The sequence below is a fragment of the Novosphingobium cyanobacteriorum genome (assembly GCF_029436685.1).
In the GTDB taxonomy this organism is placed as follows: Bacteria; Pseudomonadota; Alphaproteobacteria; order Sphingomonadales; family Sphingomonadaceae; genus Novosphingobium; species Novosphingobium cyanobacteriorum.
In genome coordinates, this window is record NZ_JAROCY010000001.1 from 98819 (window position 1) to 118206 (window position 19388).

Annotated in this window: 20 protein-coding genes; 5 read left to right on the forward strand and 15 right to left on the reverse strand. The window is 64.7% G+C overall.

What is annotated here, in order from left to right; all coding sequences use genetic code 11:
* Positions 1 to 26 precede the first annotated feature (26 nt).
* The 4 genes from POM99_RS00475 to POM99_RS00490 all read right to left on the reverse strand — a co-directional run bounded on the left by POM99_RS00475 (position 27) and on the right by POM99_RS00490 (position 4361).
* Entirely contained in the window at positions 27 to 824 is a 798-nt protein-coding gene (locus tag POM99_RS00475) for a hypothetical protein (RefSeq protein WP_277274767.1), read from the reverse strand.
* A gap of 59 nt (positions 825 to 883) precedes the next feature.
* On the reverse strand, positions 884 to 2524 hold the full coding sequence (locus tag POM99_RS00480) for a calcium-binding protein (RefSeq protein WP_277274768.1): 1641 nt from the start codon (positions 2522 to 2524) through the stop codon (positions 884 to 886).
* Between the two features lie 60 nt (positions 2525 to 2584).
* Complete coding sequence (locus POM99_RS00485) at positions 2585 to 3418, reverse strand: 2OG-Fe(II) oxygenase (RefSeq protein ID WP_277274769.1); 834 nt, start codon at positions 3416 to 3418, stop codon at positions 2585 to 2587.
* A gap of 172 nt (positions 3419 to 3590) precedes the next feature.
* Complete coding sequence (locus POM99_RS00490) at positions 3591 to 4361, reverse strand: TSUP family transporter (RefSeq protein WP_277274770.1); 771 nt, start codon at positions 4359 to 4361, stop codon at positions 3591 to 3593.
* 60 nt (positions 4362 to 4421) lie between these two features.
* On the opposite strand from POM99_RS00490, the gene tgt reads away from it, so the two are divergent.
* The gene (gene tgt, locus POM99_RS00495; protein ID WP_277274771.1) at positions 4422 to 5546 is read left to right on the forward strand and encodes a tRNA guanosine(34) transglycosylase Tgt; all 1125 of its coding nucleotides are present in this window, start codon (positions 4422 to 4424) and stop codon (positions 5544 to 5546) included.
* Positions 5547 to 5629: 83 nt separating this feature from the next.
* Positions 5630 to 7645 carry an alpha/beta hydrolase family protein gene (locus tag POM99_RS00500; protein ID WP_277274772.1) on the forward strand — a complete coding sequence of 672 codons (2016 nt, stop codon included), beginning with the start codon at positions 5630 to 5632 and terminating at the stop codon, positions 7643 to 7645.
* 11 nt (positions 7646 to 7656) lie between these two features.
* On the opposite strand, the gene POM99_RS00505 is transcribed toward POM99_RS00500, so the two are convergent.
* The 7 genes from POM99_RS00505 to POM99_RS00535 form a co-directional block, all read right to left on the reverse strand.
* Entirely contained in the window at positions 7657 to 7854 is a 198-nt protein-coding gene (locus tag POM99_RS00505) for a hypothetical protein (protein ID WP_277274773.1), read from the reverse strand.
* A gap of 139 nt (positions 7855 to 7993) precedes the next feature.
* Positions 7994 to 8605, reverse strand: coding sequence for a 30S ribosomal protein S4 (rpsD, locus tag POM99_RS00510; protein ID WP_277274774.1), 612 nt, complete (start codon positions 8603 to 8605; stop codon positions 7994 to 7996).
* A gap of 160 nt (positions 8606 to 8765) precedes the next feature.
* Positions 8766 to 9509 carry an RNA methyltransferase gene (locus POM99_RS00515; RefSeq protein ID WP_277274775.1) on the reverse strand — a complete coding sequence of 248 codons (744 nt, stop codon included), beginning with the start codon at positions 9507 to 9509 and terminating at the stop codon, positions 8766 to 8768.
* The gene (nrdR, locus tag POM99_RS00520; protein WP_277274776.1) at positions 9506 to 9976 is read right to left on the reverse strand and encodes a transcriptional regulator NrdR; all 471 of its coding nucleotides are present in this window, start codon (positions 9974 to 9976) and stop codon (positions 9506 to 9508) included. The genes POM99_RS00515 and nrdR overlap by 4 nt, the downstream gene beginning before the upstream one ends.
* Positions 9977 to 10183, reverse strand: a complete 207-nt coding sequence (locus tag POM99_RS00525) for a hypothetical protein (RefSeq protein ID WP_277274777.1) — start codon at positions 10181 to 10183, stop codon at positions 9977 to 9979.
* 4 nt (positions 10184 to 10187) lie between these two features.
* Positions 10188 to 11501 (reverse strand): serine hydroxymethyltransferase, encoded by a 1314-nt coding sequence (gene glyA / locus POM99_RS00530; RefSeq protein ID WP_277274778.1) that lies wholly within the window; start codon positions 11499 to 11501, stop codon positions 10188 to 10190.
* A 14-nt stretch (positions 11502 to 11515) separates the two neighbouring features.
* Positions 11516 to 11953 carry an RpiB/LacA/LacB family sugar-phosphate isomerase gene (locus POM99_RS00535; RefSeq protein WP_277274779.1) on the reverse strand — a complete coding sequence of 146 codons (438 nt, stop codon included), beginning with the start codon at positions 11951 to 11953 and terminating at the stop codon, positions 11516 to 11518.
* A 210-nt stretch (positions 11954 to 12163) separates the two neighbouring features.
* On the opposite strand from POM99_RS00535, the gene POM99_RS00540 reads away from it, so the two are divergent.
* The 3 genes from POM99_RS00540 to POM99_RS00550 are packed head-to-tail and all read left to right on the forward strand — an operon-like array spanning position 12164 to position 14370.
* Positions 12164 to 13456 (forward strand): flavin-dependent oxidoreductase, encoded by a 1293-nt coding sequence (locus tag POM99_RS00540; protein ID WP_277274780.1) that lies wholly within the window; start codon positions 12164 to 12166, stop codon positions 13454 to 13456.
* Positions 13453 to 13908 (forward strand): DUF3237 domain-containing protein, encoded by a 456-nt coding sequence (locus POM99_RS00545; protein ID WP_277274781.1) that lies wholly within the window; start codon positions 13453 to 13455, stop codon positions 13906 to 13908. Before POM99_RS00540 ends, POM99_RS00545 begins: the two co-directional genes overlap by 4 nt.
* A gap of 48 nt (positions 13909 to 13956) precedes the next feature.
* The gene (locus tag POM99_RS00550) at positions 13957 to 14370 is read left to right on the forward strand and encodes a nuclear transport factor 2 family protein (RefSeq protein WP_277274782.1); all 414 of its coding nucleotides are present in this window, start codon (positions 13957 to 13959) and stop codon (positions 14368 to 14370) included.
* Here POM99_RS00550 and POM99_RS00555 read toward each other — a convergent pair.
* The 4 genes from POM99_RS00555 to POM99_RS00570 all read right to left on the reverse strand — a co-directional run bounded on the left by POM99_RS00555 (position 14362) and on the right by POM99_RS00570 (position 19362).
* Positions 14362 to 14919, reverse strand: coding sequence for a DUF2059 domain-containing protein (locus POM99_RS00555; protein ID WP_277274783.1), 558 nt, complete (start codon positions 14917 to 14919; stop codon positions 14362 to 14364). The two genes, POM99_RS00550 and POM99_RS00555, sit on opposite strands and share 9 nt — an antisense overlap.
* 76 nt (positions 14920 to 14995) lie before the next feature.
* Positions 14996 to 16999, reverse strand: coding sequence for an RNA polymerase sigma factor RpoD (rpoD, locus tag POM99_RS00560; RefSeq protein WP_277274784.1), 2004 nt, complete (start codon positions 16997 to 16999; stop codon positions 14996 to 14998).
* Between the two features lie 63 nt (positions 17000 to 17062).
* Positions 17063 to 18919: a DNA primase gene (gene dnaG, locus POM99_RS00565; RefSeq protein ID WP_277274785.1), complete on the reverse strand. Its 1857-nt coding sequence runs from the start codon at positions 18917 to 18919 to the stop codon at positions 17063 to 17065.
* Positions 18916 to 19362 (reverse strand): endonuclease domain-containing protein, encoded by a 447-nt coding sequence (locus POM99_RS00570; protein WP_277274786.1) that lies wholly within the window; start codon positions 19360 to 19362, stop codon positions 18916 to 18918. Before POM99_RS00570 ends, dnaG begins: the two co-directional genes overlap by 4 nt.
* Positions 19363 to 19388 lie beyond the last annotated feature (26 nt).

The window sequence follows — 19388 nt, forward strand, 5'->3', positions numbered from 1 at the left end:
CCAGCGCGCGGAAGCTTTTGCGGCTTTTATCGTGCGGAGCCGTGCAGCGCTGCCTCGGGCAAGGGTGCTTCCTCCAACTGCTGGCTGAAATCGCGCACGGTGCCGAGCAGGACATGTGAACTCTCGATCTGTGGTCGCGAGTACGCGTGGCAGGAACCTTCCCGCATCGCCATTTCGGTCAGCGGAATCTCGCGTGCGTCGGTAATGTAGAACCGCGCTCGCGACACGAACAGGCCCATGCGCAGCACCAATGCGGCCTCCAGCGCATCGCCGCTGAAGTGTCGTTCGGCCCAGGGACGAAACTTGTGGAACAGCGGCTGCGGATCGGCTTCCAGTCCCGGTGCGATAACCAACCGCTCCTCCACCCGCCACCGGTGAAGGGGCCTGCCATCGAGTTCGACAGACGCTGTGGTGATGCCGTCTACCATGTCGGGCACGATGACATCCCACGTCCGCAGGCCGGGGTCGCGCTGCGCGTGCGCCATGGCCAGCACGGCCAGATCAAACATATGGGTGCAGGTGCCAACCGGGCCGCCGCCGGAATAGAGCGCAGCCTGCGGGGCATTGAGAGGCTTGTCTTTCAGCACCCGCAGCCCGGCCGGGGCGGAGGGGCAGCCCGTGGTCGGAAATCGGGTCAGGTCGCCCACCACATCCTTAACCCGTGCGCCATCGTGTTCCAGCCGCAGCCACATCGCGTGGCAATTGTCGTCAAGCTGAACCACCACAACGCCCGCACGGCCATCCAGCCGGATGCGGCGCCGGAAAACGCCAGTGCCAAAGGCGGGGTTGGCGGGATAGTTCGAGTGAAGTTCGGGCGCGGACACGGGCAGGCTTCTCCTCCGTCCAGAGCGCTATGGCAAAGCGCCTCACCCGGCAAGCGGTGTCAGGCCGTGATCAGCAGATCCGCAGCAACAAGCGCAGGAATGCCCTTCAGGATCGCAAAGGCCACCGATCCCGCCCCACCAAACCCGTCGGCATCATAGTAGAGCACGCCGGTGCTGGTATTGTAGACGATCCTGTCAGATGCATCGTGCGCCTGCGTGGCATCGGCGGCAGCATGGAACGCGGCATCGGCCAGCGCGCCCACGGCGCCGACAGCGCCGAAAACCGTGCGCGAGAGGACGATCTTGTCGCCTTCGCCATGGTTGAAGTCCGCAATGCTGTCGCGGTTGGTGCGGGCATCCAATGCCGTGTCGAAGACGAAGCGATCCGCCCCCGCGCCGCCGGTCAGCGCGTCCTTCCCGCTACCGCCGAACAGCCGATCGTCGCCGCCACCGCCGATCAGGATGTCCCTGCCGCCAAGGCCGGACAGCGTGTTGGCAGCGGCGTTGCCGATAATGCGATTGGCCAGCGCGCTGCCAGTACCGTTGATCGCCGTACTGCCCACCAGTTGCAGGTTTTCGACATAGGCGAGAGCGGAGAGGTCGAACGACAATGCCGTGCGAACCGTGTCGGTGCCTCCCGCGTCGGTGGTGTCGCCCGGCGCGGTGGTCACCGCCTCGAAAACCTTGTCATCCGTGGAATCTACCAGATAGATGTCGTTGCCAGTGCCGCCGGCCATGATGTCGGCACCCTTGCCACCGTCGAGCCAATCGTTGCCGGCGCCACCGTTCAGCGTATCCACGCCAGCGCCGCCCTTCAGCGTGTCGTTACCGTCATTGCCGCTGATTGTATCGGTACCGGAATCGCCCTGGAGCAGGTTGTCTGCCACGCCGCCGCTGATTGTGTCATTGCCTGCACCTCCGCGCATGGAGGGAAGGAACGGCAGGTCGAGAATATCGTCCCGGATCGTGCCGAGGCTGGTATCGGCAAGCACGGCAAGGTCCAGATCGCCGATGGCATAGGGATACCCGCGATAATAGACGACGCCGTTCATCAGCCCGAGCAACGGGTCGTTGCTGTCCCCCGGGTAGGCGTTCGAATTGCCATAATGGGAATAGTTGTTGTCGGTCAGCGGCATTGCGCCCCCGGTCAATGCCCGCACGTTGGGTCCATCGAACATCACCGCCCCACCATCGATCTTCAGGCGATAGTCGTAGGCGGTCTTGAACCCGGCGGGGAAACTGTTCTGTGCCTCGTCATAGTATCCCGTGAAGCCGAGCGCGTGGCCGATCTCGTGCAGCATCACCGCCAGGCCGTCGGTCCGATCTGACGGTGTTTCGCCACGCGTGGCAGGGGTGGGATCAAGGAACAGCTCGTTGAGCAGGTAATCCGGGGCGACGCGGATGCTGATGTCGGGCTCGGTGCCTGCCTTGGCATTGCCCTGCAGCTTGTAGGCAGGGCCGCCATCGGCAATCCAGAAGCCATCCATCTTGGGCAGGGTGGTGCCGTTCAGCCAGCCGCCATCGGCGCGGCCGCTGGGCACGTCGGTGGTGATCTCGATGCGGATGGTAAGCGCGGCATTGCCGGCCAGCGCCTTGCCCCACAGCGCCACCGCCTGCGCGGCCACGGCCTGCAGCGCGTCTACCTTTGCCTGGTCCACCGCTGCGGTGTTGACCATCTGGAACGTGGGGGTGATCGCCATGTGACTCTCCGAAACTGGAGCGCCAGCATAGCATGGAAGGTTTCCGTGAAGTAAAACGCCCTAGAGCGAACCGACCAGATGCCGCATCCAGTTCCACAACAGCGGGGGGGTGACCAGCCGTGCCGCCTCGCCAATCCGCTGGCGCGGACTGCGGTCAGGCCCTGCTGAGACGATATCGGTCGGCGCAAACCGCCGGTTGCCATCCATGGCGAAAACCGTGCTGCGATAACCGATCTTGTCACCCGCACCGGTGCGCCGGGTGTAGAAGTAGGTGGCGAGTGATCGGCGCACCATGCGCCCGCCGGTGTTCACCGGCTGGGTGTGGCCATGGAAGCTGTTGGGACCATGGGCGAAAATGATCGTGCGGGCCATCACGGGGGCCACCGTTCGCACCACCTGCCGCCGCTTGCTGCAGTAAAGCTCCAGTCCGCCGCCCCAATCGTCCTGCCAGCCTTCGTTGAGATAGGTCAGCGCCACCAGCGCATTGTCCAGCATGGTGTGGCGGTGTCGGTTGAAATCGAGATGGATGTCGAACCGCCCGCCATCGCGGCATTCATGCAGGCCCCCGTTCAGCAGAGTGGGGTCCACCAGCAGAGGGGAGATACCGGTGATGTCCTGCAGGAAATCCACCATGGCGTGGCGGTGCATCGCGTCGAAATAGCGCAGGGTCTGCGGGCCGAAGGTCGCCGGATCGGTGGAGCGCACGGTCTGTTCGCGCTGGTTGGCGATCATGCGCGCGGCAGCAAGGCCGCTGTCGAATTCAGCGCGCACCTCGCGCAGGAACTGGGTTTCGAACAGCCCGTCGATCACGATGTGCGGGAATGGGTCTGCCTTGAAGAAGGCCGTGCGGCACTGATCACGCCAGCCGCCATCGCGCAGATCACGTGCGAGCACGCCATCTCCCTTTGGCCTGAATTCAAGTTGTTGTGCCGTTGCCCCGACCATGATTCGCCCCCTATTGACCAAAAAGGGTGCGCTTGTACTGCGGGTTCGCCAACTAAGGGCTAGCGCTATTGATGGCTTAGTTCGATCCGATCTGGCTCATATCGGGACGGTCGAGGGTGCATCAGGGATGGAACCAGCCCCAGACCAGCCGGCCGGTCAGCCCCAGGCTGACAGCAACCAGCAACGGCCGGATCACGCGTGCGCCAAAGCGGGTGGCGGCGTGGCTGCCAAGCCATGCACCCGCAATCGCACCCAGGCCCATGCACAGGCCCAGCAGCCACAGCACCTGTCCGCCTGCGGCAAAAACCACCGCGCTGGCAAAGTTGCTTGCCACGTTGAGGAACTTGGTAAGCCCCGTGGCGCGGGTAAGGCCGAAGCCGCGCAATGCGACCAGGCTGGTGGTGTAGAACTGCCCCGCACCGGGGCCGAAGAATCCATCGTAGAACCCGATCGCGCCCGACACCGGCAGGTATTGCCGTTCGGACAGGCGTGAACGGCTGTCGCCATCGTCCATGCGCGGAGAGACGACGGTGTAGATCGCCACGGCCATCAGCAGCAGCGGCACCACCAGCTTCAGCACATGCGCGTCCATGTGCTGGATCAGCCAGGCACCCGCCGCAGCTCCTGCCAGGCTGGCCAGCGCCTTGGGCCAGGATTCGGCAATGCTGAACAGGCCCGCCTTGCGATATCGCCACGCGGCCATGGTGGTGCCGCAGATCGACTGCACCTTGTTGGTGCCCAGCACCACATGCGGGGGCAGACCCGTGGTGATCAGCGCCGGCATCATCAGCAGGCCACCGCCGCCCGCGATGGCGTCGATGAAGCCGGTCACCACGGCCAGCGCGGTAAGGCCCGCATAGAACCAGCCGGACAGGATCATCGGGTCATGCATTTGCGCGCCATGGCGTTTGCGCCTAAGGGCCGCAATCTCCTTTTGCCCCGGCCCATTGCAATGACCCGCTTTTCGTTCCAGATTCACGCCACCGACGGCAAGGCGCGCACCGGCGCGATCCAGATGCTGCGCGGTGACATCCGCACGCCGGCGTTCATGCCGGTGGGCACCGCCGCCACGGTGAAGGCGATGAAGGTTGAGGACGTGCGCGCCACGGGCGCAGACATCATCCTTGGCAACACCTATCACCTGATGCTGCGCCCCGGCGCTGAACGCGTGGCGCGGCTGGGCGGCCTGCACAAGTTCATGGGCTGGGACCGCCCGATCCTCACCGACAGTGGCGGCTACCAGGTGATGAGCCTGTCGGACCTGCGCAAGATCACCGAAGAGGGCGTGACCTTCGCCAGCCACCTCGATGGCTCGCGCCACATGCTCAGCCCCGAACGGTCTATGGAGATCCAGCGGCTGCTGGGGTCCGACATCGTGATGTGCTTCGATGAATGCCCGCGGGCAGACCAGCCGCGCGACGTGATCGCGCGCAGCATGGAAATGTCGATGCGCTGGGCCCGCCGCAGCCGTTATGCGTTCGATGCAGGAGCAGAACATGCGGGCCGCGCCGCCCTGTTCGGCATCCAGCAGGGCGCGCTGGACGAGTCCTTGCGCAAGGCGAGCGCCGATGCGCTGACCGACATCGGCTTCGATGGCTATGCCATCGGCGGGCTCGCGGTGGGTGAGGGGCAGGAAGCGATGTTCGCCACGCTCGATTTCGCGCCTGATCAATTGCCGACTGACCGCCCGCGTTACCTGATGGGCGTGGGCAAGCCAGACGACCTTGTTGGCGCGGTGGAGCGCGGGGTGGACATGTTCGATTGCGTGCTGCCCAGCCGATCGGGCCGCAACGGGCAGGCCTTCACCTGGAACGGCCCGCTCAACATGCGCAACGCGCGCCATGCGGAAGACAGCGCACCGATCGACGAACGCTGCACCTGCCCGGTTTGCGCCAAGTACAGCCGCGCCTACCTGCACCACCTGCATAAGTCGGGCGAGATCCTCGGCGCGATGCTGCTGACCGAGCACAACATCAGCTTCTACCAGCAGTTGATGGCCGCCATGCGCACCGCCATCGCCGAACAGCGCTTCACCGCCTTCGCCGCGGATTTCCGCCGGGACTACTTCGGCAGATAGCGCCAGATCGGCGTGAACGTGCTGATTTTGCTGGCAAGTCCTCACCTGTCGCGCCAGTCTTCGGGCGTTTACCAGGGGGCTTCATGCGGAAGAAGATGGGTTTGTGCGGTGCCGTGCTGGCGCTCGGATGGGCAGGCGTTGCGCAGGCCGACGAGGCAGGCGGTGCTACGCTGGCGGAAAAGTTCGGCGCGCGTGAAGGGATCGAGGCGATGTCGCTCTCGCCCGATGGCAGCCATGTCGCGATGATCGTGCCGATGGTGCGTGGGCAGCGCGTGCTGATTGCGGACCTGGTCGCCGGCGGCGCGCCCAAGGGCATCTTCGCAGTCGAGGGGTACAACAAGACCGGCAACGCCATCAGCCGCCTGCGCCGCTGCCAGTGGTCGACCGACACGCGGCTTGTCTGCAGCATCTATGTCCAGACTTTCGCCGGCGGCATCCTCAATGGCTTCACCCGTCTGGCTGCCATGGACAGCGACGGCGGGAACGCCAAAATCCTGTCCGCGCAGGAGAACGGCCGCGATCTTTACGTGGCGAACTATGGCGGCCGGGTGATCGACTGGACCGGGGACAAGCCCGGCGAAGTGCTGATGACCCGGCAATTCGTGCCGCAGGCAACGATCAACACCCGCCTCGCCAAATCGGACGAAGGCCTGGGCGTGGAATCCATCCACACGGTTACCCTGCAGCGCCACACGGTGGAAGCCGCCAAGCGCAACGCAGCGGACTACATCTCCGACGGGCTGGGCCGCGTGCGGGTGATGGGGCTGATGAAGGAAATTCCCGGCGGCTACTCCAGCGGGGTGATCGACTATTTCTATCGCAAGGCGGACGGTGATGTCTGGCGTGATCTTGGCCGGCTTGACCAGTCCGACGGCAACCTTGCCACGGGGTTCGATCCGCAAGCCGTCGATCCCGCGCTTGATGTCGTCTATGGCTTCGAAGCGCAGGGAAACGGCCGCACCGCCTTGGTCCGGATTAAGCTGGATGACACCGCCATGCGCGAGACTGTGCTGTCGCGCGATGATGTCGATGTGGATTCGCTGGTCACCATCGGTCGGCAGCACCGGGTTGTCGGGGCCAGCTTCGCCACCGAGCGCCGGCAGGTGGAATTCTTCGATCCCGAATTGCGCAAGCTGGGCGCTGCGCTGCAACGCGCCCTGCCGGGCAATCCGTCGATCAGCTTTGTCGATGCCAGTGCCGATGAAAAGCGCCTGCTGCTGTTTGCCGGAAGCGATGTCGATCCGGGGATGTTCTATCTCTACGACAAGACTGCGCACAAGCTTGAGCAGATCCTTGCCTCGCGCCCCGATCTTGCCGGGCTGACGCTTTCGCCGATGAGGCCGGTGCGGTATCTCGCGGCCGATGGCACCGAAATTCCGGCTTACCTTACGCTCCCTGCCGCCGGAACGGGCAAGGACCTGCCGGCCATCGTGATGCCGCACGGCGGGCCCGCTTCACGCGACGAGTGGGGATTCGACTGGCTGGTGCAGTATTTCGCATCGCGCGGCTATGCCGTGCTGCAACCCAATTATCGCGGGTCGGCGGGCTATGGCGCTGACTGGTATCAGAAGAATGGCTTCCAGTCGTGGCGCGCGGCCATCGGCGATATCGACGATGCCGGGCGCTGGCTGGTCTCGCAGGGCATCGCCGCGCCGGGCAAGCTGGCCGTGTTCGGCTGGTCCTATGGCGGTTACGCCGCGCTGCAATCGGTCGCAACGGAACCCGGCCTGTTCAAGGCAATCGTCGCTGTGGCCCCGGTCACCGATCTTGACCGACTGCGCGCCGATGCCAACGGCTATACCAACGGGGTGCTGGTGGACCGGTTCATCGGTCATGGAGAACATGTCGAAAGTGGTTCACCCGCAAGGCACGCTGCCAGCATCGCGGCGCCCGTCCTCCTGTTCCACGGCGATGTCGACGCCAATGTCGGCGTCAGCCAATCGCGGCTGATGGCTGAAACGCTGCGCGAAGCGGGCAAGGGCGTCGACTACACCGAATTCGCAGGTCTCGATCACTATCTGGAAGACAGCCAGGCTCGGGCCGTCATGTTGGCGAAGAGCGATGCCTTCATACGCAAGGCACTCGGCCTCGCACCTTGATGCGCTGATGCTCAGGCGGCGATGGCTTCACCGTCATCGTCGTCCACCACCTGCGTTTCAAGCTGGGTGCCGGGGTACTGGTAGAACATGCCCGATCGCGGATCGCGAAAGCCGGCACCGATGGCGCCGGCCTGCTGCTGTGCGGTAACGAGGTCTGAGTACCATTTGCCGGTGCGGTGCGCGGTGACGAAGCGAAACATCGTGGTCATGCCCGGTCAATCGCGAGAATGGGACCCGGTTCCCTTGTCCGCGATCAATCCCTGCGATTTTTGAGCCAGTGCGTAACATGCGAAAAAGGCGGGACTTTCGTCCCGCCTCGTTCTGTTCCGAAGGTCCGGAAAGGACCGGTCAGCGCGAATAGAATTCGACGACCAGGTTCGGTTCCATCTTCACCGGATAGGGCACTTCGTCCAGCGTGGGGACGCGGGCGAACGTCGCCTTGTCACCCTCGGCCACGACGTAGTCGGGCACTTCGCGCTCGGGCAGCGCCTGGGCTTCGGCGACCAGCGCCATTTCCTTGGCCTTGGGCCCGAGGCTGATCACGTCGCCCGCGCGCACGCGGCGGCTGGCGATGTTGCACTTCACGCCGTTGACGCGGATGTGGCCGTGCGAAACGATCTGGCGGGCCGAGAAGATCGTCGGCGCGAACTTGGCGCGGTACACGATCATGTCGAGGCGCTGTTCAAGCAGACCGATCAGGTTCTGGCCGGTGTCACCCTTCATGCGGGCGGCTTCCTGATAGGTGGCCTTGAACTGCTTTTCGGTCACGTCGCCGTAGTAGCCCTTGAGCTTCTGCTTGGCGCGCAGCTGCAGACCGAAGTCCGAAACCTTGCTCTTGCGGCGCTGGCCGTGCTGGCCTGGGCCATACGAGCGACGGTTGACGGAGGACTTGGGACGGCCCCAGATGTTTTCGCCAAGACGGCGGTCAATCTTGTGCTTCGATGCCTTGCGCTTTGACACGTAAGGTTCCTTTCAACTTGCCATGTAACCCGGCATCGTGCCGGTGTTTTCGTAGACCCGGAACCGCACCACGAACCCCTTGGGATCGTGCGGCCGCCGCTTCACCGGGCTTGCGGGGCCAATTGCGAAGGCGCGCCTAGACCAGCGATTCCCCCGAATGTCAAGCTTTCTCGCCGGTCTTGCCGGGCCGGGGGCCGGGCTTGCGGGCAAGGGCGCTCAACACACCGCGCATGGTGCGCACTTCCAGATGGTTCCAGCCGGGCTTGGTCAGCATGGTGCGCAGCGTGCGGCGCGTGGCGGCGGCGCGGCTGTATGGTTCGAAGTAACCGCGCGGCTCCAGCATGTCGGTCAACTGCTCGAACATGCCTTCGAACTCCTCCTGCGGGGCAGGGGGCAGCAGGTCTTCCAGCGTGGGCTGCACCAGGTCGCAATGCTTGGAGTATTCATACGCACACAGGATCACCGCCTGCGCCAGGTTCAGCGAACCGAACTCCGGATTGATCGGTGCGGTGATGATCGCGCGGGCCAGCGCCACGTCGTCAGTTTCCAGCCCCGACCGCTCGGGCCCGAACACCAGCGCGCTGCGCCCCGGCGCGGCGACGATGTCCTTGGCCGCCTGCTCGGGCGTCAGCACCGGCTTGGTCACGCCGCGCTTGCGCACGGTGGTGGCGTAGACGTGGCTGCAATCGGCCACCGCCTCGGCCAGCGTCTCGAACACCTGCGCCTTTTCCAGCACCACGTCCGCCCCGGCGGCGGCAGGGCCGGCCGAGGGATTGGGCCAGCCATCGCGTGGCGAGACCAGCCGCATCTCGGTGAGGCCAAAGTTCAGCATGGCGCGCGCCGCCTTGCCGATATTCTCGCCCAGCTGCGGCCGGACGAGCACGATCACGGGTTGTTCGCTCATGCGGACTGCGGCCCTGCCACTTCGCGTACGGAGCTGGCGAATTCCTCGAAGTCGCGCGCCTCGGTGAAATCGCGATAGACGCTGGCGAAGCGGATGTAGGCCACGCTGTCCAGCTGGCGCAGGCCTTCCATCACCATCTCCCCGATCAGCTTGGAAGGCACTTCGGCATCGCCCATCGTCTCGATCTGGCGCTGGATGCCGGAAACCAGCTGGTCCAGCCGTTCCTGTGACACCGGCCGCTTGCGGCAGGCGAGCGAGACGGACTGTTCGATCTTCAGCCGATCGAACGGTTCGCGCCGGTCGCCGCTCTTGACCACCACAACCTCGCGCAGCTGCACGCGTTCGAACGTGGTGAAGCGCGCGCCGCAGCCTTCGCACTGGCGGCGCCGGCGGATCGAGGTGTTGTCCTCGCTCGGCCGGCTGTCCTTCACCTGGCTGTTGTCATGGGCGCAGAAGGGGCAGCGCAATTACTTCTTGATCCTCTGCCACAGCGCAAAGCCCGCGCCGGCAACCAGGCCGAGCGGCAGCGAAACCACCGGCAGCAAGGCGCCGGCCACCGCACCGATCGCCGCCCCGGTCAGCACCGGCCTGGTCGAAGGGTGGGCCATGCCCTGCTTCGCCATGCCGGTGATTTCGTCCATCGCGCGGGAAGGCAGATCGTTGCGGTCATCCATGGTCTTACAGCTCCGGGTAGATCGGGAACTGCGCACAAAGCGCGGCCACCCGGTCGCGCACACGCTGTTCCACCTGTCCGTCCCCTTCATCGCCGTTGCGGGCCATGCCGTCCACCACTTCCGCGATCAGCGCACCGATGGCACGGAACTCTTCCTCGCGGAAACCGCGGGTCGTGCCCGCCGGGGTGCCGAGGCGGATGCCCGAGGTGACGAACGGCGAACGCGTGTCATACGGGATGCCGTTCTTGTTGCAGGTCAGCCAGGCGCGATCGAGGCCCTTTTCCGCGGCCTTGCCGGTCACGCTCTTGGGGCTCAGGTCCACCAGCATCAGGTGGTTGTCGGTGCCGCCCGAAACGATGCGCAGCCCGTTGTCGGCCACGCTGGCGGCCAGCGCGCGGGCATTGGCCACGATCTGCGCGGCATAGGCCTTGAATTCGGGCTTCAGCGCTTCGCCGAAGGCCACTGCCTTGGCGGCGATCACGTGAACCAGTGGGCCGCCCTGCATGCCGGGGAACACCGCCATGTTGATCTTCTTGGCGATGTCCTCGTCATTGGTGAGGATCACGCCCGAACGGGGGCCGCGCAGGCTCTTGTGCGTGGTGGTGGTCACCACATGGGCATGCGGGAAGGGCGAAGGGTGCGCGCCACCGGCAACAAGGCCGGAGAAGTGGCTCATGTCCACCAGCAGCAGCGCGCCCACTGCATCGGCGATCTCGCGGAACTTGCCGAAGTCCCACACGCGCGAATAGGCGGTGCCGCCGGCGATGATCAGCTTCGGCTTGTGCTCGTGGGCCAGCCGCTCGACCTGCTCCATGTCGAGCTGCTCGTCATCCTTGCGCACGCCATAGGGGATGGGCTTGAACCACTTGCCGCTCATGTTCACGGGGCTGCCGTGGGTAAGGTGCCCGCCCGAATTGAGGTCCAGCCCCATGAAGCTGTCGCCCGGCTGCAGCAGCGCAAGGAACACGGCCTGGTTCATCTGGCTGCCCGAATTGGGCTGCACATTGGCGAACTGGCAGCCGAACAGCGCCTTGGCGCGCTCGATCGCCAGGTTCTCCACCACGTCGGCATATTCGCAGCCGCCGTAATAGCGCTTGCCCGGATAGCCTTCGGCATACTTGTTGGTGAAGACCGAACCGGTCGCTTCCAGCACGGCCAGGCTGGTGATGTTTTCGGACGCGATCAGCTCGATCTTGGTCTGCTGGCGGTGCAGTTCACCCTTCACGGCGGCGAAGACTTCGGGGTCCGCGCTGGCGAGGTGTTCGGTGAAGAAGCCGGCCTTGCGGATTTCCGGCTGCGCGGTGGCGGCGAGGGTCATCGTGGGTGGCTCCTTCAGAACTGCGGGTTGGAAAGCTTGGAAACGCGGGGACCATGGCGGCCACCGCCGAAGTCGGTGCCCAGGAACGCGTCGAGGCAGGCCTTGGCCATGTCCTCGCCCGTCAGCCGTGCACCCATGGCGATCACGTTGGCGTCGTTGTGCTCGCGCGCCAGGGCGGCGGACAGCGGTTCACCCACCAGCGCGCAGCGGCAGGCGGGGTTGCGGTTCACCGCGATGGAAATGCCGATGCCCGATCCGCACAGCGCCACGCCGCGTTCGGCCACGCCTTCGGCAACCACGGCGGCCAGCTTGTAGCCATAGTCGGGGTAGTCCACCCGATCTGCCGTTTCCGGGCCGAGGTCGGCAACTTCGTGGCCGAGGCCGATCAGGTATTCGCGCAGCACGGCCTTCAGCTCGACTGCGGCGTGATCGGATGCAATGGCGATGCGCATCGTGGGGTTTGCGTCTCTGTTTGGGGATTCGTGGCCGCCCCCTTAGGCCCATGTGGCGCTGCAATCCACCGCAAATCGGGGCAGAGGGGCCTGCCCAAAAGGGGTTTGTTGTAACATCCGGGAGCATCACCGGTCGGACGGGCCGATTGCCAGCCTGCATCGGCAACGATAGAGGCCCCTGCGGTAACGTTTGCAGGAATGGGATGCGCGATGGCGCGGGATGAGGTTCTGATTGCCGGCGGTGGCATCGGCGGGCTGGTGCTGGCGCTCACGCTTCACCAGATCGGCGTGCGCTGCACCGTGTTCGAATCCGTGCGCGAACTGCGCCCGCTGGGTGTGGGCATCAACCTTCAGCCCAACGCGGTGCGCGAGCTGGAGGACCTTGGCATAGGTGAGGCGGCGCTCGATGCCGTGGGCGTGCCGGCGCGCGAATGGGCGCTGGTCGGGTTGAACGGCAAGGAGATCTATGCCGAGCCGCGCGGCCGCTTTGCCGGCTACAACTGGAACCAGTATGCGGTGCACCGCGGCAAGTTTCACCTGATGCTCTATCATGAAGTGCTGGATCGGCTCGGGCCGGACTCGGTGAAGCTGGGGCACAAGGTGAGCGGATACCGCAAGGAAGCCGACGGCACTGTCACCGCGCTGGTCGACCGGGCTGACGACACGCAGGCGGAGTTCAACGGCGCGCTGCTGTTCGGCGCGGACGGCATCCATTCCTCGGTGCGGGCGCAGATGCATCCCGGCCAGCCGCCGATCCACTGGGGCGGCACGATCATGTGGCGCGGCACGGCCAGGGGCGTGCCGATCCGCACCGGCTCCTCGTTCGTCGGGCTCGGCACCAGCCGCCACCGCGTGGTGATCTACCCGATCTCGCATCCGGACGAGAACGGCCTGGCCGATATCAACTGGATTGCCGAACAGACCTTCGACACCGATCATGACTGGTCCAAGTCGGGCTGGTTCCGCCCGGTGGAGCTGGCCGAGTTCGCGCACGAATTCGACGGATTCGTCTATGATTGGCTCGATCTGCCCGCGCTGCTCGCCGGGTCCGACGTGGCCTACGAGAACCCGATGATCGACCGCGATCCGCTGCCCACCTGGGTCGATGGGCCGGTTGCCTTGCTGGGCGATGCGGCGCACCCGATGTATCCCACCGGATCGAACGGCGCCTCACAGGCGATCGTCGATGCCCGCGTGATCGGCCGCATCATGGTGGAACGCGGCGCCACCCCCGCCGCGCTGGCCGCTTTCGATGCCGAACTGTGCGCGCCGATTGGCCAGGTCGCCATGCGCAATCGCGGGGCTGGGCCCTTCGGCCTGCTCAACATGGTGGATGAACGCTGCGGCGGCCAGTTTGATGATATCGACGCGGTCATCCCGGCAGAGGAACGCGCGGCCTTCATGCTGGCCTACCAGCAGGCCGCTGGCTTCGCCAAGGATCGCCTCAACGCCGCGCCGCGCACCATTGCCCAAGGCGCGCAAGTGGCAAAGGTGCTGGCATGACCATCGCGCTGACTCATGCGACTGACCTCATCGTCGAACTTTCGCCCCCGCACGAGATGGGTGATTGCCCGGCGGGCACGCGGCGCATCATCCCCATCACTGGCGGCAGCGCATCCGGACCGCTGCTGTCGGGCCGGATCCTGCCGATTGGTGCTGACTGGCAGACGGTGCTGAAAGGCGGCATCGCCGATCTCGACGCGCGCTATGCGATAGAGACGCCGGATGGCGCGGTGATCGAGGTGATCAGCGAGGGCATCCGCCACGCCCCGGCGCAGGTCCACGCCCGCATCGCCGCCGGTGAACAGGTCGATCCTGCCGAATACTACATGCGCACCGCAATCCGCCTCGAAACCGGCCACCCGGCCTACGACTGGGTCAACCGCGCCCTGTTTCTCGCGCGCGGTGGCAAAGTGGGCAACACGGTGCGGCTTGCAGTGTACCGGGTGGATTGAAGTAGACAGTGCCCTCGTTTCGGCTATCCTAACATTTGGGAGAATGCCATGAACGAGCAGGACTACCATCGCTACATCGAAGCCTTCAACGCGCGTGACTACGCGATGCTCGAAACCTTCTTCTCCGATGATTTCGTGCTGGAGAACGCCGGCTTTCGGGTTTCAGGCAAACCGGCCTTCCGCGAATTCTATCGCTTCTTCCATGCCTATTGCCGCGAAACGGTGTCATTCCGTGGCTTCTATCCCGGCAAGGGCGGGTTCGTTGCCAACGTGGTGATCGTATTTGAAGGTCTGCAGGATCTTACGGCCGAGGTGCTGGCCGAACGCGGCTACTCAGGGATGAGCGTGGTGCCGCAGGGCGTGCAGGTACAGGTCGAGTTCCTGATCCTTTACACCCTCAATCCACACGGCCTGATCCAGCACATCAAAGGTGCGGTCTGGGTACCAGCCGTCTCAGGATGACGAGTTCGGCTTCGGCGGGTGTTCCACGAAGTAGGCCGTCAGTTCTGCAATAAGGTCAGCCTGCATCTTTTCGATGTTTGGCTGCAGGTCACGCAGATAATCCTGATTGGCACTGACGAACGCGGGGTCTGCGATAATGGCAGAGCTTCGCGAGAAGAAATGCGTACCGGCAGGCGTCTTCACGAAGTCGAGGATGCTCTGTAGTTCGGGGATGCTGAACTCCCGTGCATAGCCTTGCGCATAAGCATCCATGAAGGCCGGAATATGCGCATTCATGATACCCCGGCTCGATGCGATGAATCCATCAAGATGCTTTTCGACAATCGCCTTCGCGCGGGGATCGTTGTCCAGTTTCGCGGAAAAGACCCCGCGCATCTGTCCGGTCATCGTATCCAGCAGATTGTTGAACATCGAAGATCGTTGCGCTTCGGGAAATCCGATGCTGATGATCATCCGCGCCAAGGCCAGGGCCTCGGGGTCGATGGGCGCGTTGGCATCCTGCGGTTTGCCCGTGGCGCTGCCGGGCGCCACGGTCTTTGCCGTCACCATGTTCGGCTGCGCGCCTGAAAGCAGCGCGGCAGCAAGCAAGAACTTCCGCATCAGCCCCCGTCCTCCGGAACCAGGCTTACTGATCCAGGAACGAGCGCATCTTGCGTGACCGGCTCGGGTGCTTCAACTTGCGCAGCGCCTTGGCTTCGATCTGGCGGATGCGTTCGCGGGTGACCGAGAACTGCTGGCCCACTTCCTCCAGCGTGTGGTCGGTGTTCATGCCGATGCCAAAGCGCATGCGCAGCACGCGTTCCTCGCGCGGGGTCAGGCTGGCGAGGACGCGGGTGACCGTTTCCTTCAGGTTGGCCTGGATCGCCGCATCCACGGGGATGATCGCGTTCTTGTCCTCGATGAAATCGCCCAGGTGGCTGTCTTCCTCGTCGCCGATCGGCGTTTCGAGTGAGATCGGCTCCTTGGCGATCTTCATCACCTTGCGCACCTTCTCCAGCGGCATGGAAAGGCGCTCGGCCATTTCCTCGGGAGTCGGTTCACGGCCCTGTTCGTGCAGGAACTGGCGGCTGGTGCGCACCAGCTTGTTGATCGTTTCGATCATGTGCACGGGAATGCGGATGGTGCGCGCCTGATCCGCGATGGACCGGGTGATCGCCTGCCGGATCCACCAGGTGGCATAAGTCGAGAACTTGTAGCCGCGGCGGTACTCGAACTTGTCGACCGCCTTCATCAGGCCGATGTTGCCTTCCTGGATCAGGTCAAGAAACTGCAGGCCGCGGTTGGTGTATTTCTTGGCGATCGAGATAACCAGGCGCAGGTTCGCCTCGACCATTTCCTTCTTGGCGATGCGCGCCTCGCGCTCGCCCTTCTGCACCATGTTCACGATGCGGCGGAATTCGCTCAGCGACATGCCGGTGGCGCTGGCGATGTCGGAAATCTCGCTGCGGATGCGCTCGACAGCATCGGCTTCGTTGGCGGCGAAGGCGGCCCACTTCTTGTCGCGGCTGGCCAGCTTCTCCAGCCAGCCGTCGTCCAGCTCGCGGCCCATGTACTGGTCAAGGAAGTCCTTGCGCGGCACCTTGTGACGCTCGGCCAGGCGCAGCATCTGCCCGCCCAGCGTGGTCAGCCGGCGGTTGAAGGCATAGAGGTTGTCGACCAGGTATTCGATCTTGGTCGCGTGGAACTGCACCGATTCCACCTGCGCAGTCAGATCCTCGCGCAGCTTCTGGTAACCGGTTTCCTTCGATGCCGGGAAATCGATGCCCAGGCCCAACGATTCCAGCCGCTCGGCCTGAACCTTTTCGAACTGGCGGAACAGGTTGGTGATCTCGGCGAACTTTTCCAGCGCGGCGGGCTTCAGCGTCGCTTCCATCTGGGCGAGCGAAAGAGTGTTGTCCTCCTCCTCTTCCTCCACCGGGCGCGCGCGGCGTTCACGCAGTTCGTCGTCCTCGTCGTCGGCGGATTCCTCCTCCTCGACGTCGTCTTCTTCCTTGAAGGTGGGGCCGGCCACGGCTTCGCTGATCTCGCCGTCGGCTTCCTCGCCGTCTTCCGAGAGGTTTTCGGGCTGCGGCTCCTTGGAAAGCATCGCATCCAGATCGAGGATCTCGCGCAGCTGCATCTCGCCGGCGTTCAGCGCCTCGGACCACTGGATGATCGCGTGGAAGGTGATCGGGCTTTCGCACAGGCCCATGATCATGGTGTCGCGGCCTGCTTCGATACGCTTGGCGATGGCGATTTCGCCCTCGCGGCTGAGCAGTTCCACCGCACCCATTTCGCGCAGGTACATGCGCACCGGGTCATCGGTGCGTTCCACGGTTTCCTTGCGCTTGACGATGTCCGGGCGTTCGTCGACGGTCTCCTGCTCGTCCAGGTCGTCGTCCTGCGCCTTTTCCTCGGGATCGACCGCGTCCTCGTCGCTCTCGACGATGTTGACGCCCATTTCCGAGATCGCGGCCATGATGTCCTCGATCTGCTCGGAAGACATCTGGTCCTGCGGCAGGGCCTCGTTCAGCTCGTCATAGGTGATGATGCCGCGGCGCTTCGCCCGGGCGATCAGCTTCTTGATCGATGCGTCGTTGAGGTCGATCAGCGGGGCGTCGCCGCTATCGGTCTTGTCGTTGGATGCCATTGAAACCCGGTACCACCTTTAAGAGCCGGCCATCATGAAGCGCCGGTTCGGCTGATCGTATAATTATAACGCAGCACGAGCACGGCCCATTTGCCCCAAACGGGCAAGCAAGGCCAGCCTTCGTTGCAGCAATCGCTGCTGTTCGGCAAAACTTTCGTCGGAAAACTCGGTTTCGTGACGCTGGGTGGCTTCGGCAAGGGCCGCTTCCACCGCCGGCAGCTCGACCAGAAGGGAAATCGCCTCGGCCAGCTCGTCGCCCGCCGAATCACCCTTTCCGCTCAAGAAGCCGAATCGCATCCCGGCATAGTCTTCCGCCGTCGGCACCGACAGGCGACGTTCCGCCAATATGGTAAGCACCTGCGTGCTTTCAAGCGCTTCGGCGCGGTCGCTCAGACTCAGCAGCATGTCGAGCAGTGCCGCCTGCCGATCATCCTGTGGCGCCAGCCGGGCGAGCGATTCGGCATGGGGGGCGATGTGTCCCGGGTGGGCGACCAGACCGGCCAGAACGGCGGCGAGCAGTTTGTCACCGCTGCCGATGCGCAGCAGCCGCGCCTTGTCCACTTCGCCCAGCGGGGCAGGGGCGGGCTTCCACGGCTGGCCCTTGCCACCCGCCTGCCGCCGCTGCCCCGGCTGGAACGGCGCGCGCTCCCTGCGCGCAAAGGCCAGCGCGTCGAACCGTTCGAGCAGGTCGCGGCGATAGAGCGCCTTGATGTCAGGGTGCTGGATCGTGTCGACATGCGTCATCAGCCGCTGCTTCAGCCCGGCCTTGTCCTCGGGCGTGGCCAGCGGCGCGGCATCGCGCTCCATCTCCCACAGCACTTCCACCATGCTGCGCGCGCCGGAAAGCAGCTCTTCCATCGCCTGCGGCCCGCGGCTCTTTACCACGTCGTCAGGGTCCATGCCTTGCGGCAGGGTGACGATGCGCAGCGAATGACCCGGCCGCAGCAGGGGCAGCGCACGCGTGATCGCGCGCATCGCCGCACGCTGGCCCGCGCTGTCGCCGTCAAAGCACAGCGTCGGGCATTCCACCACGCGCCACAGCCGCTCGATCTGGTCCTCGGTCAGCGCCGTGCCCAGCGGCGCCACCGCCTCGGCAATGCCCGCCGCCGCCAGCGCGACCACGTCCATGTATCCTTCCACCACCACCACGCGCCCGCTCTGGCGTGCAGGCGGCGCGGCGCGGTGCAGGTTATAGACGGTGCGCCCCTTGTCGAAGAGGGGGGTGTCCGGGCTGTTCAGGTATTTTGGCGCATCGGTTTTCTGTGCTGAAAGGATGCGCCCGCCAAACGCGATCACCCGCCCGCGCGGGTCGAGGATCGGCAGCATCAGCCGGTCGCGGAACCGGTCATAGGGCTCCTTGCCCTCCACCACGATGCGCAGGCCCGCCTCGATCAGCATCGCATCGGGAAAGGCGGAGAGCGCCTCTTTCAGCGCGGTGCGTGAATCCGGCGCATAGCCGAAGCCGAATTCCCGCACGATCCGTTCGGGAAACCCGCGCGAGGCGAGGTAGCGCCGCGCTTCCGCCCCGCGATCGGCCTTCAGGCTTTCCACGAAGAACGCCTGCGCGGCCGCCATCACGTCATGCAGCGATTTCTGCTGCTCGGCGCGCTTTGCCTGGCGCGGATCGGGGGCAGGGACGTCCATCCCTGCCAGCAGCGCCAGCTCCTTGACCGCCTCCATGAACGGCAGGCCCTGGTGGTCGGTCATCCAGCGGATGGCATCGCCATGCGCGCCGCAGCCAAAGCAGTGGTAGAAGCCCTTGTCGTCGTTGATGGTGAAGCTGGGCGTCTTCTCATTGTGAAACGGGCAGCACGCCTTGAACTCCCGCCCCGCCTTCTGCACCCGCACGCTGCGCCCGATCAGGCCCGAAAGCGAGATCCGCGTGCGCAGCTCGTCAAGGAATTGGGGCGAGAGGCTCATAAGATCCTTCCACCGCGAAGCCGGTGGACCCATAGACTCCCCTCCCGCCTGCGGGAGGGGCTGGGGGAGGGCATGTTAGCCAGTGCCAGCCTGATGCGCGTCACCACCCCGTCCAGATTGTCCATCACCTCATTGTTCCAGAAGCGCAGCACACAATATCCTTCGCTTTCCAGAAACCGCGTTCGCCGCGCGTCGTACTCGGTTGCCTGCGCGTGCTGTCCGCCATCGAGTTCTATCACCAGGCGCCGCTCGCGCGAAACGAAGTCGCAAATGAATTGGCCGATTGGAAATTGTCGATTGAACCGCACGCAATCCAGTTGCCGGCCGCGCAACACGCTCCACAGCTTTCTTTCCGCGTCGGTCGCATCGCGGCGCAGTTGGCGCGAGCGCGCGGTTGGCCGGGAATAGCCCTTGTCATTCCGCTTGAACCAGACGTTGTCCAACAAGCCCTCCCCCCGGCCCCTCCCGC

Excerpts from the sequence above, each read along its gene's own strand:
- POM99_RS00555 (WP_277274783.1), bottom strand. The coding sequence starts at position 14,919 with ATGGTGACGGCAAAGACCGTGGCGCCCGGCAGCGCCACGGGCAAACCG.
- POM99_RS00540 (WP_277274780.1), top strand. The coding sequence starts at position 12,164 with ATGGCGCGGGATGAGGTTCTGATTGCCGGCGGTGGCATCGGCGGGCTG.
- dnaG (WP_277274785.1), bottom strand. The coding sequence starts at position 18,919 with ATGAGCCTCTCGCCCCAATTCCTTGACGAGCTGCGCACGCGGATCTCG.
- rpoD (WP_277274784.1), bottom strand. The coding sequence starts at position 16,999 with ATGGCATCCAACGACAAGACCGATAGCGGCGACGCCCCGCTGATCGAC.
- POM99_RS00550 (WP_277274782.1), top strand. The coding sequence starts at position 13,957 with ATGAACGAGCAGGACTACCATCGCTACATCGAAGCCTTCAACGCGCGT.
- glyA (WP_277274778.1), bottom strand. The coding sequence starts at position 11,501 with ATGACCCTCGCCGCCACCGCGCAGCCGGAAATCCGCAAGGCCGGCTTC.
- POM99_RS00480 (WP_277274768.1), bottom strand. The coding sequence starts at position 2,524 with ATGGCGATCACCCCCACGTTCCAGATGGTCAACACCGCAGCGGTGGAC.
- POM99_RS00500 (WP_277274772.1), top strand. The coding sequence starts at position 5,630 with ATGCGGAAGAAGATGGGTTTGTGCGGTGCCGTGCTGGCGCTCGGATGG.
- POM99_RS00545 (WP_277274781.1), top strand. The coding sequence starts at position 13,453 with ATGACCATCGCGCTGACTCATGCGACTGACCTCATCGTCGAACTTTCG.
- POM99_RS00505 (WP_277274773.1), bottom strand. The coding sequence starts at position 7,854 with ATGACCACGATGTTTCGCTTCGTCACCGCGCACCGCACCGGCAAATGG.
- POM99_RS00535 (WP_277274779.1), bottom strand. The coding sequence starts at position 11,953 with ATGCGCATCGCCATTGCATCCGATCACGCCGCAGTCGAGCTGAAGGCC.
- POM99_RS00525 (WP_277274777.1), bottom strand. The coding sequence starts at position 10,183 with ATGGATGACCGCAACGATCTGCCTTCCCGCGCGATGGACGAAATCACC.
- POM99_RS00490 (WP_277274770.1), bottom strand. The coding sequence starts at position 4,361 with ATGCATGACCCGATGATCCTGTCCGGCTGGTTCTATGCGGGCCTTACC.
- POM99_RS00515 (WP_277274775.1), bottom strand. The coding sequence starts at position 9,509 with ATGAGCGAACAACCCGTGATCGTGCTCGTCCGGCCGCAGCTGGGCGAG.
- tgt (WP_277274771.1), top strand. The coding sequence starts at position 4,422 with ATGACCCGCTTTTCGTTCCAGATTCACGCCACCGACGGCAAGGCGCGC.